The organism is Sphingopyxis sp. 2PD (assembly GCF_005503695.1).
GTDB lineage: Bacteria > Pseudomonadota > Alphaproteobacteria > Sphingomonadales > Sphingomonadaceae > Sphingopyxis.
The window spans coordinates 31,849-46,050 of sequence record NZ_SCMU01000003.1 but is presented as its reverse complement, the minus strand read 5'-3'; the positions used below and the strand labels follow the sequence as shown (position 1 = coordinate 46,050).

The following is a 14,202-nucleotide window of genomic DNA, read 5'->3' as shown; positions in this document are numbered from 1 at the left end:
TCGATTGCCGTTTCCCCACCGCTGGCAATCATTAAGCGGTTATTTTAATTCACTATTTTACGACTCCTCGAAACATCAGCTTGCCGCTGGCACCCGCCGGGATCGGCTTTTGAAAGGCCCAGCGGATGTGCGTGACATCGTCCGGCTGCGCGGCGCGGCGGGTGCCGTCGGCCATCGTCACCGTGAGTTGATCGAGCTGTCCCCAGTCACGACCGCCATCGATCGAGACGAGCGGCCTGGTATCGCCCGCATCGGCAAAGCGAACGGCCGCGGGCAGGGGGTTGGTGATGACAAATTTGTCGGCGGGCTGAGCGCCCGCGTTGCGATAATTCAGCACGAAGACCAGCCGATCGCCGGGAACGACGACCTTTGGTTCTTCGAGCAAGATCCGTTGCTTGCCCTGCGCGTCGGTACTGACGCGCTCGACAAACACGTCGTTGGCGAGCGCCACCTGGTTGGCGGCGAGCGCCTGACCCGGCAAAAGCGCCGCAAAAAGCAGGAAAAGGGCGGTGCGCATGCGCATCTCCATCAATCGATCGTTGTACGGAAGGTGACGGTGCGGGTCTGGCCCCCGGCAACCGTGCCGAGCGCGACGTTGATCCGCGTGCCATTATAGTCGCCCGCGTCGGCATCGACCGCGTCGGACTGCGCGACGCCGCCAAGCGTGATCGAGCCCGCGACATAGCTGGTGTCAGCGGGGATATTGTCGGTGATCGCCAGCCCGCTGACCGAGCCGCTGCCCGCGACGGTCGCAACGATCGTGTAGGTGATGGTGGCGCCGGGAATCGGGTCGGCGGTGCCGAGCGTGTTGGTCACGACGGCCGATTTCACCAGCGTAACGGTCGCCGCAGACACAATGAATGCGCCCGCGTCTGTGCCATCGGCGCCGGTCGAGCCGACGACGGCGTCGCCGCCGCCTTCGCCCATGCCGGCAAAGCTGTCGCCCGGATCGCCGGTGCCGGTTACCGCGGTCGCAACCAGGCTGACGATCCCGCGGTTGCCGTCGACGACGGTTCCCGGCGTCGTCGCGACGACAAACACCGTCACGCTTTCGTCAGGATCGAGCTCAGGATCGTTGGCACCCGGCGTGTAAAGCGTGTCGGTGCCTGCGTCGAACACGCCGTCGCCATTGTCGATGTAGATTTGAGTGACGACCGGGTCGTAATTGTCCCCGCCAGCGTTGGCGATCGTGCTCAGCACGAAGTTTTCGACGCCATTGCCGTTATTGGTGACCGAAAAGGTCAGGACCTGTCCGGTCGCGCCCGGGGTGGTCGGTACATCCGCCGGGTTGCTCGAATCGACGGTGACGTCGAGCAATTCGTCGACGAGCAGGTCGACCTGGTTCGAATTGATCGTCGTCGAACCGCCGCCTGTGTCAAAGCTGGCCGAGGCGGTGTTGCTGATCGTCGAGCCGGCACGCGTTCCGGCGGCTTGCGCCTGCATCGGCAGCGCGAGCGCGGCCAGCAGGGCGATGGCTGAACAAGAGGGTAGAAGCTGATGCTTCGCGCCCCCCACAGGCGCTTTCATCATCACTTTGACTCCGAAGTGGTTGGTCCTTGGAGCCCTCAGTCGACGAAAAAGGGTAATTTACGGTTAAAAAGCAGCGAGAAAGACGCGTTCTGCCCCAGAAGGAGACAGGTGCCCGACGCGATTCGTCGCAAAACGGGGCGGCTGGCGCAAAATGCAAAGCACGCGTAAGAAGAGGCGGTTAACGCAAGGAGGCATGGGGTGGCGGACGATCGGGGGAGCAGAGACGCGCGCCCGCGTTCGAACCCTCTCCATCAAATCGAGGTCGATGATTTTCGCCGCGATAGACTGCTCGCGGCGCTTACGCTGATCTTTGGCGCGAGCTTCTGTCTGGGGTTGCCCTTTGCCCTGCAGCACGGCGCAGAGTTTTTTCTGCCACTGACCGCTGCGATCGTGATCGCGATCGCGCTGGTGCCGCTGCTCGAATGGCTCGAGCGGCGTGGCGTTCCGTCGGCGCTGGCGGCGTTTCTTTCGCTCACCGGATTTCTGATGCTGATCAATGCCGCGCTCGCGATCATCGTCGTCCCCGCGACGGGCTGGTTTGCGCGGCTGCCCGATTCGATCCCGCGGATCCAGAGCAACCTGGCGCCGCTGATCGATTTTTATTCGACGCTGCAAAGGTTTGTCGACCGCACATTGTTGTCGATGGCGAGCGGGAGCGAGGCGACGGCGCAGGCAGTGGCGGCGACGGCGCCAACGTCGGTCGTCGACTATTTCATCTCGGCGGCGCCGTCGGCGGCGATCCAGCTGTTCTTTGCCGTGCTGGTCATCTTTTTCTTTCTGTCGGGATGGACGCGCCTGCGCAAAGGCACGATCCGGCGCCGTGGCAGCTTCGATGGCGCGATGCAGACGGCGCGGGTGATCCAGAATGTCGTCGACGCGACCGCCGATTATCTCGCCACGATCACCTTGATCAACGCAATCCTGGGACTGTCGGTCGCGCTGCTGTTGTGGGCGCTTGGCATGCCTTCGCCCTTTATGTGGGGCGGCATCGTCTCGCTATGCAATTTCGTGCCCTATGTCGGCCCGATTGTGGCGGCGATCCTGCTGGGCCTTGGCGGGTTGATGACCTTTGATGCAGTCGGACTGGCGTTGCTGCCCGCGCTGTTGTTCATCGGTGTCCACACCGTGGAGGCGAATCTGATCACGCCATTGGTGCTCGGCAAGCGGCTGACAATCAATCCCTTGCTGATTCTGGTATCGCTCAGCTTCTGGGGCTGGGTATGGGGCGCGCCGGGAGCGCTGCTCGCGGTGCCGCTGCTGCTGATTTTGCAAACGGTGTTGCAATCGACCGGGACGCCCGATCTAGCGGGATTCCTGTTCGAACGCGGCACGTTGACGACGGTCGACGAGATGCGCGATCGATTAAATCGAAGCCAATCCGAAAGGGACGGTTGACAGGTCGGGGCGAGCGCCATATTGGCGCGGCTCCCAAGCGCACGCGGGTGTAGCTCAGTTGGTTAGAGTGCCGGCCTGTCACGCCGGAGGTCGCGGGTTCGAGCCCCGTCACTCGCGCCATTCCTTGTCTTTCGGGACGGAATGGCCACCGCAGCTTGGAACTATTCCATCACCGGAAATCTGGAAATGGCGCGGCTGTCAGTCGCGCCATCTCCCCAATTCCATCCATCGCAGCAGCGGCTTGAGCGGCAGGATCCACACGATCCCCGCGACCAGATAGAAAATCGCCTGAACCAGCACCGGCCAGGCGCCGATCCATGGCGACAGGCTGACGACGATCGCGGTCCACCCGCCGATCAGCGCGAGGATCAGGAACATGCCCGCGGGCTTGCGCCAGCTTGGTTGGGGGTTGGCCGGATCCTCACTCACAAACGATCTCCGCAAAGGATGAATTCCTGTTCGGTCAATATCGCGTCGAGCGCGACGTCGGTCGATTCGCGCGGCGTAGCGTCGATTTCCTGCACCGACCAGCCGATACCGATCCGCAGCACGTCGGGATGCGCGGCGAAATAGCGATCATAATGACCGCCGCCCTGGCCGATGCGGCCGCCTTGGCGGTCGAAACCGACCAGCGGGCAAAAAATGAGGTCGGGCGCCACCCGCGGCGCATCATCGGCGGGCTGCCGAGTTCCCCACGGGCCCTTTTCCAGCGCTTCATCGGGCTGCCAGCGCCGAAAATCCATCGTGTCGACGCGCGCGGCGTGGTGCGGCAGCGCGAGCGCGCCTGCCGTCGCGAGCTCGCCGAACATCGGCAGGATGTCGGGTTCGTCGCCCCACGCGGCATAGGCGCCAACAATGGCATGGCGGGCGAGCAGGTCCGAAAGCGATGCGGGTAGCGCGCGAAACGCCGCAAACTGCGCCATCCCGTCGAGATTCGCGGCGAAATGCTTGCGGCGAAACCGCAGCTTTTCTCGCAATTTCTGCTTTTGAAGGACCAGATCGGCGGACAAGTCGGTCATCGCCTCCTGTGAAACCTGGTCGATCGGTTGGCGGGACCGCCGAGGTCGTTTGCTGGAAGATCCTCTGACGCCAGTAACGTCAGGTGGGGACCATGTACGTCGGACCAGGGTCCGGGCAGGGACAGCCCCCTAGGATGATGTATCGCCTCAGGGATTTTCGCAAAAGCTCGTGCCGGGCAGTACCCGCCGTCCCTTATGTAGGGGTGCGGGCGCCTGCGCTCAAGAGATTTGCTCGACTTTCGTCGCCAAGGCCTCGATCCGATCGGCGATCTGCAGCAGGGCGCGATCATGGGCCGGCTTCGCGGACGCCGCCGCCGGGGCCGAGCGCAACGCTTCGAGTTCTTTCAGCGCCGCCTGTTCGCGCGTCACCGCAGCGCGCAGTTCATCGCGCGCCGCAGCTTCGCGGCTTTCGGCCAGCGCGACCGCCGCGCGCAGCGAATCGGACTGCGGCTCGGCCTTGTCGGCCTTGCCCCTGGCTTCCTGGGCATCGTCGGCGAGCATCAGCGCGGCGAACAGCAGCTGACGAACTTCGGTACCGCCCTGAATTCCGCGAGCCTTTTCGTCGACGACCGCGGCGAGCTGGAGCAGCTGCGCTTCCTCTCCGTCGGCACAATGAACGTCGTAGGGACGTCCGGCGATCATCAGCTTGACATCAGCCACGGTCGGCCTCCGCTATCAATCGGTCGAGTTCGCCGATCACCGCGGCGACTTCGGCCCGGAGCGCCGACTGGTCGGCTGCCGGGGCCGCTGAAGCGGATGGCGGCTGCTTTGGCGGATTGGCCAACGCCTTTTCAATGCGACTGAGCGCGCGTTCGATGCGGCCGATGGCCAGGCTGGATTCGTCGAGGTCGAGTTCCATGCGCGATGGGTAGCAGCGCGGGCAGGGGGGTGCAATTGCCCTGTCGGTCCAAAATGCGCCGATTTTCCGTTCGCAGCGGTTGACTCCTGACCCCGCCGCCGCAAAGGGCTGTGCGCATCCAGTCGGGCCGTAGCGTCCGGCGCCTGCCCAGCCATTTCCGAGGGACAAATGACACTGCCCGAACGTCAGCTCGCCAATGCCATCCGCGCGCTTGCGATGGACGCCGTTCAGGCCGCAAACAGCGGCCATCCGGGGATGCCGATGGGCATGGCCGACGTCGCGACGGTGCTCTTTTCGGACTATCTGAAATTCGATCCAAGCGACCCCAAATGGGCCGATCGCGACCGATTCGTGCTGTCGGCGGGGCATGGTTCGATGCTCGCCTATGCGACGCTGCATCTCGCGGGCTATGCGCGGCCGACGATCGACGACATCCGCAATTTCCGCCAGCTGCACAGCCCGTGCGCGGGACATCCGGAGAATTTCGAGCTCGAAGGCGTCGAAACGACGACCGGGCCGCTCGGACAGGGGCTCGCCACCGCGGTTGGCATGGCGATCGCCGAGCGCCACCTCAACAGCCTCTATGGTGACGATTTGGTCGACCACCGTACCTGGGTGATCGCGGGTGACGGCTGCCTGATGGAAGGCATCAATCACGAAGCCATTGGTTTGGCAGGTCATTTGCAACTCGGTCGGATGACCGTGCTGTGGGATGACAACAAGATCACGATCGACGGGGCGACCGATCTGTCGACGAGCGAGGATATTGCGGCGCGCTATACGGCGACCGGCTGGCATGTCGAAAGCTGCGACGGGCATGATCCCGCCGACATTCGCCGCGCGATCGATGCGGCGCTCGCCGATCCGCGGCCGTCGCTGATCGCGTGCCGGACGATCATCGGCTTCGGTGCGCCGAACAAGCAAGGCACGTCGGCAACGCACGGTGCGCCGCTGGGTGCCGACGAGATTGCCGCGGCGCGCAGCGAACTCGGCTGGACCGCCGAACCTTTCGACGTTCCGGCCGACATAGCGGCGGCGTGGGCGGCCTTTGGCGAGAAGGGCAAGATTCTTCATTCCGGATGGAATGATCGCCTTGCAAATAGCGATAAAAATACGGAATTTTCTGAGCGCTTGAGTGGAAAGATCGTGCCGGGCGATGCGTTCAAAGCCTATCTCGATGGTCTTGTCGCTGATCCGCCGAAGGTTGCGACGCGCAAGGCATCGGAGAACACGTTGGGCGCGCTGACCGCCGACATTGCGGCGCTCGTCGGTGGCAGTGCCGATTTGACGGGTTCCAACAACACCAAAACATCGTCAACCAAGCCGTTGACCAAGGACGATTATTCGGGCCGCTATATCTATTATGGTATCCGCGAGTTCGGCATGGCCGCGGCGATGAACGGCATGGCTTTGCACGGCGGCATTGTTCCTTACGGCGGCACCTTCCTTGTGTTTGCCGATTATTGCCGCGCCGCGATCCGGCTGTCGGCGCTCCAGCAGCAGCGCGTGGTCTATGTGATGACCCACGACAGCATCGGGCTCGGCGAAGACGGTCCGACGCACCAGCCGATCGAGCATTTGCAGTCTTTGCGTGCGATGCCCAACCTGCTCGTGATGCGCCCCGCCGATGCGGTCGAGACCGCCGAGTGCTGGGCGCTGGCGCTGGCGCAGGAAAGCCGCCCGTCGTTGCTCGCGCTGACGCGTCAGAACCTCCCGCCGCTGCGTCATGACGTCACGGAAAATCTTTGTGCGAAAGGTGGTTACCGCCTGCGCGAAGCCAGCGCCGACCGCAAGGTCGTCCTCGTCGCGACCGGCTCCGAAGTCTCGCTTGCGGCCGAGATCGCGGACAAGCTCGAGGCCGCGGGCCATGGCACCGACGTCGTCTCGATGGTCTCGACCGAATTGTTCGACGAACAGGACGGCGCCTATCAGGATGCGATCCTGCCGCGCGACGCGCTGATCGTCTCGATCGAGGCGGGCGCGACCTTTGGCTGGGAACGCTACACCGGCCGCGACGGCCTCCGCTTTGGTATCGACAGCTTCGGTGCCTCGGCACCGATCGACGACCTGTACAAGCATTTCGGCCTGACCGCCGATGCGATCACCCCCCAGATACTGGCAAAGCTCGGCGCCTAACGACCGGGCTTCCATTCGCAGAAAGGACTTCATCGACATGGCAGTGAAAGTTGCAATCAACGGTTTCGGGCGCATCGGCCGCAATGTGGCGCGCGCCATCCTCGAACGGACCGACCACGACCTCGAACTCGTGTCAATCAACGACCTCGCCGACGCCAAGGCGAACGCCCGCCTGTTCCAGCGCGATTCGGTCCATGGGCCGTTCAATGGCACGGTCGAAGTCGACGGCAACGACCTGATCGTCAACGGCAAGCGCATCCAGGTGACCGCCGAGCGCGATCCCGCCAAATTGCCGCATGCCGCCAACGGCATCGACATTGCGCTCGAATGCACGGGCTTCTTTACCGACCGCAAGGGCGGCCAGGCGCATCTCGACGCCGGTGCCAAGCGCGTCCTGATCTCGGCCCCCGCCAAGGAAGTCGACCTCACCGTCGTTTACGGCGTGAACCACGACAAGATCGGCGCCGAGCATGTGATCATCTCGAACGCGTCGTGCACCACCAACTGCCTCGCGCCGATGGCCAAGGTGCTGCATGAAAAGATCGGTATCGAGCGCGGCCTGATGACCACGATCCACGCTTATACCAACGACCAGAAAATCCTCGACCAGATCCACTCCGATCCGCGCCGCGCCCGCGCCGCCGCGATGTCGATGATCCCGACCAGCACCGGTGCGGCGGTCGCCGTCGGCCTCGTCCTGCCCGAACTCAAGGGCAAGCTCGACGGCTCGTCGATCCGCGTTCCGACCCCGAATGTCTCGGTCGTCGACCTGACCTTCACCCCCAGCCGCGACACGACCGCCGAAGAGGTCAACAAGCTGCTGAAGGAAGCTGCCGAAGGCGAGCTCAAGGGCGTGCTCGGCTTCACCGACGAGCCGCTGGTCTCGATCGATTTCAACCACGACGCGCACAGCTCGACGATCGACAGCCTCGAAACCGCGGTGATCGACGGCAAGCTGGTGCGTGTGCTCAGCTGGTATGACAATGAATGGGGCTTCTCGAACCGTATGATCGACACCGCAGGTGTGATCGCCAAGTTCCTCTAAGCCAAAGGAAAGCAGCGATGACCGCGTTCAAGACCCTCGACGACATCGGCGACGTCACCGGCAAGAAGATACTGGTGCGCGTCGACCTCAATGTCCCGATGATCGACGGTGCGGTCGGCGACAAGACGCGGATCGAAGCGGCGATGCCGACGATCCGCGAATTGTCCGACAAGGGCGCGATCGTCCTGCTTCTGGCGCATTTCGGGCGGCCGAAGGGCGCGAAGAACCCGACGCAATCGCTAAGCCTAGTCATGGGCGGGGTCGAGGATGTGCTCGGCCATTCGGTGATGTATATCCCCGAAGCGGTCGGCGAGGGCGCCAAGGCGGGCGTCGCGGTGCTCGCCCCCGGCGACGTTGCGGTGCTCGAAAACACCCGCTTCTATCCCGGCGAGGAAAAGAATGATCCGGCCTTTGCCGATGCGCTGGCCGAAATCGGCGACCTTTACGTCAACGACGCCTTTTCGGCGGCGCACCGCGCCCATGGTTCGACCGAAGGCATTGCGCGCCGGCTACCTGCTTATGCGGGACGCGCGATGGAAGCCGAACTGAAGGCGCTCGACGCCGCGCTCGGCAATCCAGTGCATCCGGTGGCCGCGGTTGTCGGCGGCGCCAAGGTGTCGTCGAAGATCGACGTGCTGCGCAATCTGGTCGGGCAGGTCGATCATCTGATCATCGGCGGCGGCATGGCAAACACCTTCCTCGCCGCGCGCGGGGTCGATGTCGGCAAGTCGCTGTGCGAGCATGACCTGGTCGAGACCGCCAATGCGATCTTCGATGCCGCGGACGCTGCGGGCTGCACCATTCACCTGCCTTACGACGTCGTGGTGGCGAAGGAATTCGCGCCCAATCCCCCGACGCGGACGGTCAATGTGCATGAGGTGGCTGCCGACGAGATGATCCTCGACGTCGGCCCCGCGGCGACCGAGGCGCTGGCCGATGTGCTCAAGAACTGCCGCACTTTGGTGTGGAACGGCCCGCTCGGCGCATTCGAGACGCCGCCGTTCGACGCCGCCACCGTCGCGCTCGCGAAAACCGCAGCAGCGCTGACGCGCGAAGGCTCGCTAATCTCGGTTGCAGGCGGCGGCGATACCGTTGCCGCGCTCAACCACGCCGGGGCGGGCAAGGATTTCACCTTTGTTTCGACCGCTGGCGGCGCCTTCCTCGAGTGGATGGAAGGCAAGCCGCTGCCGGGCGTCGACGCGCTCAAAGCCTGATTTTCCGGCGCATTTGCATCCCGGTGTCGGGATCGCTATGCGCGCCGCACCATACGTATGCAAACCCACGGAGACGTTATGACCACCGCCAATGCCGCCATGCTGGAGCAGATCAAATCGGGACAGGGCTTTATCGCCGCGCTCGACCAGAGCGGCGGCTCGACGCCCAAGGCGCTCAAGGGTTATGGCATCGAAGCAGACGCTTTCTCGAACGACGAAGAAATGTTCGCGCTGATCCACGACATGCGCAGCCGCATCGTTACGGCGCCCTGCTTCAACGGCGACAAGGTGATCGGTGCGATCCTGTTCGAGCGCACGATGGATGGTGACGCGGGCGGCAAGCCGGTTCCGGCGCTGCTGTGGGAACGCGGCGTGGTGCCGTTCCTGAAGGTCGACAAGGGGCTCGAGGACGAAGCCGATGGCGTCCAGCTGATGAAGGCGAACCCCGGGCTTGACGATCTGTGCAAGCGCGCGGTCGCCAAGGGGGTGTTCGGCACCAAGATGCGCAGTGTGATCAACCTCGCCAACGAGGCGGGCGTCAAGGCGATCGTCGAGCAGCAGTTCGCCGAAGCGGCGCGCATCGCCGCGCACGGCCTCGTCCCGATCATCGAACCCGAAGTGAACATCAAGAGCGCCGAGCGCGACGCCTCGGACCGCCTGCTGCTCAACGAAACGCTCGCCGCGCTCGACGCGTGGAACGGCGCGCCGGTGATGCTGAAACTGTCGTTGCCGACCGAAGCGGGGCTGTTCCAGCCGCTCGTCGATCATCCAAAGGTGCTGCGCGTCGTTGCGCTGTCGGGCGGCTTCGCGCGCCCCGAAGCCTGCGTCGAGCTTGCAAAGAACCCGGGGATTATCGCGAGCTTCAGTCGGGCCTTGCTGGAAGACCTTCGCCACCAAATGAGCGACGACGAATTCAACAGCTCGCTCAGCGGCGCGATCAACGAAATTCACGCGGCCTCCGTGGCCTGAAGTGATGGGAGAAGGGTGGCAAGCCGTCGATGATTATATCGCCGGCAAATTGCTCGGCGCCGACGACGCGCTTGCCGCCACTCTCGCCAACAATGCCGCGAACGGGTTGCCGCCGATCGACGTGTCGGCCGCTCAGGGCAAGATGCTGTTCTTGCTGGCGCAGACCGCGGGTGCGAAAAACATCCTCGAGATCGGAACGCTCGGTGGTTATTCGACAATCTGGCTGGCGCGCGCGCTGCCCGAGGACGGCCGCTTGGTGACGCTGGAGCTCGAGGCACATCATGCCAATGTCGCCCGGGCCAATCTGGAACGCGCTGACGTCGGCGGGCTGGTCGACATTCGAGTGGGGCCGGCAAGCGACACCCTCGCCGCGATGACCGGCGAAACGGCGTTCGACTTCGTGTTCATCGATGCCGACAAGCAGAACAATGTGCATTATGTGCGCGAGGCAATCCGGCTCGGGCGCCCCGGAACGACGATCGTCGTCGACAATGTCGTGCGCGAAGGCGGGGTGCTGGACGGTGACAGCGGCGACGAACGGATCGTCGGAACACGCGCGCTGTTCGATATGCTGAACGCCGAACCGCGACTCGACGCGACGGCGGTGCAGACCGTCGGCGCGAAAAAGTGGGACGGGTTTGTGCTGGCGCGGGTGCGTTAAAGTCCGCCCGCGAAACGGAATGAGAAGCGATAATCCTCCGGCTTCAGCTCGACGTTCGTCATCCTGTCGGGCCGCACCGATTCCAGCGTGATGCTCCCGTCGGCAAGCGGCGTCGCTTCGCCCAGCGTTACTTCGAACGGCTGCTGTTCGCCGTTGCTGCGAATCCACAGCATCTGCACCCGCACGCGCCCGGCCCAGATGCAGCGGGCGTTCATCGGGCAGCGGCTGTCCTCCAGCACTGCGACCGGCTGAACGATCGGTCCGTCGGCATAGGCGCGCTCGCCGAGCGCGACGTCGCTGGCATCGGCGAGCGGCGCCGGATCGCGCGTCGTGGCGCATGCCGACAGCGCGAAAGCGGCGGCCAGAAGGAGAGGGGTAAGGCGATGGCGGTTCTGCATTTGCGGGTTCTTGAGCGCATCGCTATGAACCCGCCATGACCCAAGTGACCCGCATTCCTTGCCAGCTCTACCTCATCTCGCCGCTTGATGTCGGCGGCGATTTTCCGGGCCAATTTGTGGCCGCGCTCGATGCCGGGCCGGTTGCCGCGTTCCAGTTTCGGGTGAAGGGGCTCGATCAGCACGAAGCGGCACGCCTGGCCGAGCCCTTGCAGGCGATCTGTGCGGCCCGCGACGTCGCGTTTATCGTCAACGACGATGTCGCCCTGGCCAAGCGATTGGGCGCCGATGGTGTGCATCTGGGGCAGGGCGACGGCGATCCCAAAGCGGCGCGGCGCGAACTGGGGCCGGGCGCCCAGATCGGGATCACCTGTCACGCCAGCCGCCATCTCGCAATGGAAGCGGGCGAGGCCGGGGCGGATTATGTTGCCTTTGGGGCGTTTTTCCCGACCACCACCAAGACCGTCGAACATCACGCGGATGCCGAGATCCTGGAATGGTGGCAAAGCATGTTCGAATTGCCCTGCGTCGCGATCGGCGGGATCACTGCCCAAAATGCGCGCGAGCTGGTCGATGCCGGCGCCGATTTCCTCGCGGTATCGGGCGGGGTATGGGCGCATCCCGATGGCCCGGCGGCAGCAGTGCGGGCGTTTACCGCGCTGCTGAAAGATCAGCCGGCAGGATAATCACGTCCCGGCTTCTCGGGCATTTCGGCGGATGGGCCGGGCGGAACGCCATCCTTGCGCCAGCCAAACAGGCCGGCGCAAGGCGCTGGGCGGTGCGGTGGTACGGCACCGCTGCCGCGTGGTCGGGGCGTGACGTGGGAAAGATCGGTACTCATCATGCCGCCGATATGCCGCGAACCAATGCCTCCATATTGGATCGATACGTCAAATCGGCTTCGGTTCATCGCTTTTCGGCTGGCCCAAATTTGGACTTGCGCAAGGCGGGGCGGGCCGCGAGACAGCGGGCGGGGAGAATGACATGACCGACAGCACCACGACGAGGACACGCGGGCGCGAACTGACGATCCGTGCGATTATTCTTGGCGGCGTGCTGACGCTGATGTTCACGGCCGCGAACGTCTATCTGGGGCTGAAGGTCGGGCTGACCTTTGCAACCTCGATCCCCGCCGCGGTGATTTCGATGGCGCTGCTGCGCTATATGGCGGGGTCGACAATCCTCGAGAACAACATCGTCCAGACGATCGCCAGCGCCGCGGGTACGCTGGCGGCGATCATCTTCGTGCTGCCGGGGCTGGTGATGGTCGGCTACTGGCAGGGCTTCCCCTTGCTCGAAACCACCGCGATCACGATGCTCGGCGGCATTTTGGGCGTGCTGTTCTCGGTTCCGCTGCGCCGCGCGCTCGTCGTCGATTCGGACCTGCCCTATCCCGAGGGCCGCGCTGCCGCCGAAGTGCTGCAGGTCGGCGCCGCCAGCGCCGAAGGCGCGGCGGAGAACAAGGCGGGCTTGTCGGCACTCCTGTGGAATTCGATTGTCGCTGCCGGTTTCACGCTGCTGACCCAGATGAAACTCGCCGGCGCAGAAGTTGCGCGCTGGTTCGCGGTCGGCAGCGGCGCGACCGGGATTGCGGGCGGGCTCGCCTTTGCGCTGTTCGGCGTTGGCCATCTTGTCGGCCTGTCGGTGGGTATGGCGCAGCTCGTTGGCCTGGTCACCGGCTGGTGGGTCTTGCTGCCGATCCTGACGCAGGGCGGCGTCGGCGACGCTGAAACGCTGGCGAACACCGTGTTTCGCGCCGATGTGCGCTTCTTTGGCGCCGGGGTAATCGCGGTTGCCGCGATCTGGACGCTCATCAAGATCGCCAAGCCGGTAGTTGGCGGCATCCGATCGGCAATGGCGGCCAGCCGCGCGCGGCAGGGCGGGCACGCGCTGGCGATCGAGGAACAGGATATGTCGATCGGCTGGGTGTTCGGCGGATCGCTGTTCCTGATGCTCCCGATCAGCATCCTGCTTTGGTCCGAACTGTCGGGGGGACCGCTCGCCGGAGCGTCGTTTGCGCTGATCGCCGGTGCGATCCTGTTCATCATCATCGTCGGGCTGATGATCGCGTCGGTCACCGGCTATATGGCAGGTTTGATCGGCGCATCGAACTCGCCGGTGTCGGGGATCGGCATCCTTGCAATCATCGCTTCGTCGCTGCTGCTGCTCGGCCTCCTTGGCCGCGGCGGGGGCGAAGCGGAAGTCAACGCGATGGTCGCTTATGCGCTGATCGTCACCGGGCTGGTGTTCGGGATCGCGACGATCTCCAACGATAATCTTCAGGACCTGAAGACCGGCCAGCTCGTCGGCGCGACGCCGTGGAAACAGCAGGTCGCGCTGATCATCGGCGTGATCTTTGGTTCGCTCATCGTGCCGCCGGTGCTCAATGTGCTCAACGAAACGGTCGGATTTGTCGGCGCGCCCGGCGCGGGCCCGAATGCACTGGCCGCGCCGCAGGCGGGGCTGATCTCCTCGCTCGCGCAGGGCGTGCTCGGCGGCGACCTCAACTGGACGATGCTGGGTTACGGCGCGCTTGCCGGGGTGGGCTTCATTAACGTCGATGCGCTGCTCGGCCGCGCAGGCAAGCTCCGCCTGCCGCCGCTCGCGATCGGCATCGGCATTTATCTGCCGATGGCGGTGATCCTGCCCGTGGTAATCGGTGCGGTCGGCGGCTGGTTCTACGACCGCTGGGCGGCAAAGCGCCCGAACGCGGGCTTCGCGCACCGCATGGGCGTGCTGACTGCAACTGGGATGATCGTCGGTGAAAGCCTGTTCGGCGTCCTTTACGCCGGTATCGTCGCGGGCAGCGGCAGCGATGCGCCGCTTGCGGTCGTTGGCGACGGCTACGCCCCCTATGCGCCGTGGGTCGGGCTGGTCCTGTTCGTCGGGCTCGTCTGGCTCAGCTATCGGCGGACGCGCGCCATGGTTGTCGCCACGGCCTGACACGCGGCTTGCCCTTCGGCGCTCGCGCGGCTACAG

15 protein-coding genes and 1 tRNA gene are annotated in these 14,202 nt (G+C 64.5%); 9 read left to right on the top strand and 7 right to left on the bottom strand.

Going from position 1 to position 14,202, the window contains the following annotated elements; all coding sequences use genetic code 11:
* Nucleotides 1-52: 52 nt before the first annotated feature.
* Both FFS18_RS03810 and FFS18_RS03805 read right to left on the bottom strand, forming a co-directional pair.
* Nucleotides 53-517 (bottom strand): hypothetical protein, encoded by a 465-nt coding sequence (locus FFS18_RS03810; RefSeq protein WP_249340284.1) that lies wholly within the window; start codon nucleotides 515-517, stop codon nucleotides 53-55.
* A gap of 11 nt (nucleotides 518-528) precedes the next feature.
* Nucleotides 529-1,530 (bottom strand): DUF11 domain-containing protein, encoded by a 1,002-nt coding sequence (locus FFS18_RS03805; RefSeq protein WP_137869829.1) that lies wholly within the window; start codon nucleotides 1,528-1,530, stop codon nucleotides 529-531.
* Between the two features lie 198 nt (nucleotides 1,531-1,728).
* Between FFS18_RS03805 and FFS18_RS03800 the strand changes: the two genes are divergently transcribed.
* Nucleotides 1,729-2,925, top strand: a complete 1,197-nt coding sequence (locus FFS18_RS03800) for an AI-2E family transporter (RefSeq protein ID WP_120216117.1) — start codon at nucleotides 1,729-1,731, stop codon at nucleotides 2,923-2,925.
* A gap of 43 nt (nucleotides 2,926-2,968) precedes the next feature.
* A tRNA-Asp gene (locus tag FFS18_RS03795) sits at nucleotides 2,969-3,045 on the top strand.
* 78 nt (nucleotides 3,046-3,123) lie between these two features.
* On the opposite strand, the gene FFS18_RS03790 is transcribed toward FFS18_RS03795, so the two are convergent.
* The 4 genes from FFS18_RS03790 to FFS18_RS03775 all read right to left on the bottom strand — a co-directional run bounded on the left by FFS18_RS03790 (nucleotide 3,124) and on the right by FFS18_RS03775 (nucleotide 4,803).
* Nucleotides 3,124-3,354: a DUF2842 domain-containing protein gene (locus FFS18_RS03790; RefSeq protein ID WP_120216118.1), complete on the bottom strand. Its 231-nt coding sequence runs from the start codon at nucleotides 3,352-3,354 to the stop codon at nucleotides 3,124-3,126.
* Complete coding sequence (locus tag FFS18_RS03785) at nucleotides 3,351-3,944, bottom strand: 5-formyltetrahydrofolate cyclo-ligase (RefSeq protein WP_137869828.1); 594 nt, start codon at nucleotides 3,942-3,944, stop codon at nucleotides 3,351-3,353. Before FFS18_RS03785 ends, FFS18_RS03790 begins: the two co-directional genes overlap by 4 nt.
* A gap of 219 nt (nucleotides 3,945-4,163) precedes the next feature.
* The gene (locus FFS18_RS03780) at nucleotides 4,164-4,604 is read right to left on the bottom strand and encodes a cell division protein ZapA (RefSeq protein ID WP_120216120.1); all 441 of its coding nucleotides are present in this window, start codon (nucleotides 4,602-4,604) and stop codon (nucleotides 4,164-4,166) included.
* Nucleotides 4,597-4,803 (bottom strand): hypothetical protein, encoded by a 207-nt coding sequence (locus FFS18_RS03775; RefSeq protein WP_120216121.1) that lies wholly within the window; start codon nucleotides 4,801-4,803, stop codon nucleotides 4,597-4,599. Before FFS18_RS03775 ends, FFS18_RS03780 begins: the two co-directional genes overlap by 8 nt.
* Before the next feature lie 168 nt (nucleotides 4,804-4,971).
* On the opposite strand from FFS18_RS03775, the gene tkt reads away from it, so the two are divergent.
* The 5 genes from tkt (at nucleotide 4,972) to FFS18_RS03750 (ending at nucleotide 10,828) form a co-directional block, all read left to right on the top strand.
* Nucleotides 4,972-6,939, top strand: coding sequence for a transketolase (gene tkt, locus FFS18_RS03770; protein ID WP_137869827.1), 1,968 nt, complete (start codon nucleotides 4,972-4,974; stop codon nucleotides 6,937-6,939).
* A gap of 37 nt (nucleotides 6,940-6,976) precedes the next feature.
* A complete protein-coding gene (gap, locus tag FFS18_RS03765; RefSeq protein ID WP_137869826.1) occupies nucleotides 6,977-7,984 on the top strand; it encodes a type I glyceraldehyde-3-phosphate dehydrogenase in 1,008 nt (335 codons plus the stop codon).
* Nucleotides 7,985-8,001: 17 nt separating this feature from the next.
* Entirely contained in the window at nucleotides 8,002-9,198 is a 1,197-nt protein-coding gene (locus FFS18_RS03760; RefSeq protein WP_137869825.1) for a phosphoglycerate kinase, read from the top strand.
* A gap of 78 nt (nucleotides 9,199-9,276) precedes the next feature.
* Nucleotides 9,277-10,167, top strand: a complete 891-nt coding sequence (locus tag FFS18_RS03755; protein WP_137869824.1) for a fructose bisphosphate aldolase — start codon at nucleotides 9,277-9,279, stop codon at nucleotides 10,165-10,167.
* A gap of 4 nt (nucleotides 10,168-10,171) precedes the next feature.
* Entirely contained in the window at nucleotides 10,172-10,828 is a 657-nt protein-coding gene (locus FFS18_RS03750; RefSeq protein WP_137869823.1) for an O-methyltransferase, read from the top strand.
* Here the strand turns inward: FFS18_RS03750 and FFS18_RS03745 are convergent.
* A complete protein-coding gene (locus FFS18_RS03745) occupies nucleotides 10,825-11,226 on the bottom strand; it encodes a hypothetical protein (RefSeq protein ID WP_249340283.1) in 402 nt (133 codons plus the stop codon). The two genes, FFS18_RS03750 and FFS18_RS03745, sit on opposite strands and share 4 nt — an antisense overlap.
* A 35-nt stretch (nucleotides 11,227-11,261) precedes the next feature.
* Between FFS18_RS03745 and thiE the strand changes: the two genes are divergently transcribed.
* Together thiE and FFS18_RS03735 are read left to right on the top strand one after the other, a co-directional pair.
* On the top strand, nucleotides 11,262-11,909 hold the full coding sequence (gene thiE / locus FFS18_RS03740; protein WP_137869822.1) for a thiamine phosphate synthase: 648 nt from the start codon (nucleotides 11,262-11,264) through the stop codon (nucleotides 11,907-11,909).
* A gap of 298 nt (nucleotides 11,910-12,207) precedes the next feature.
* Nucleotides 12,208-14,166 (top strand): OPT family oligopeptide transporter, encoded by a 1,959-nt coding sequence (locus FFS18_RS03735; protein ID WP_137869821.1) that lies wholly within the window; start codon nucleotides 12,208-12,210, stop codon nucleotides 14,164-14,166.
* The last annotated feature ends 36 nt before the right edge of the window (nucleotides 14,167-14,202 follow it).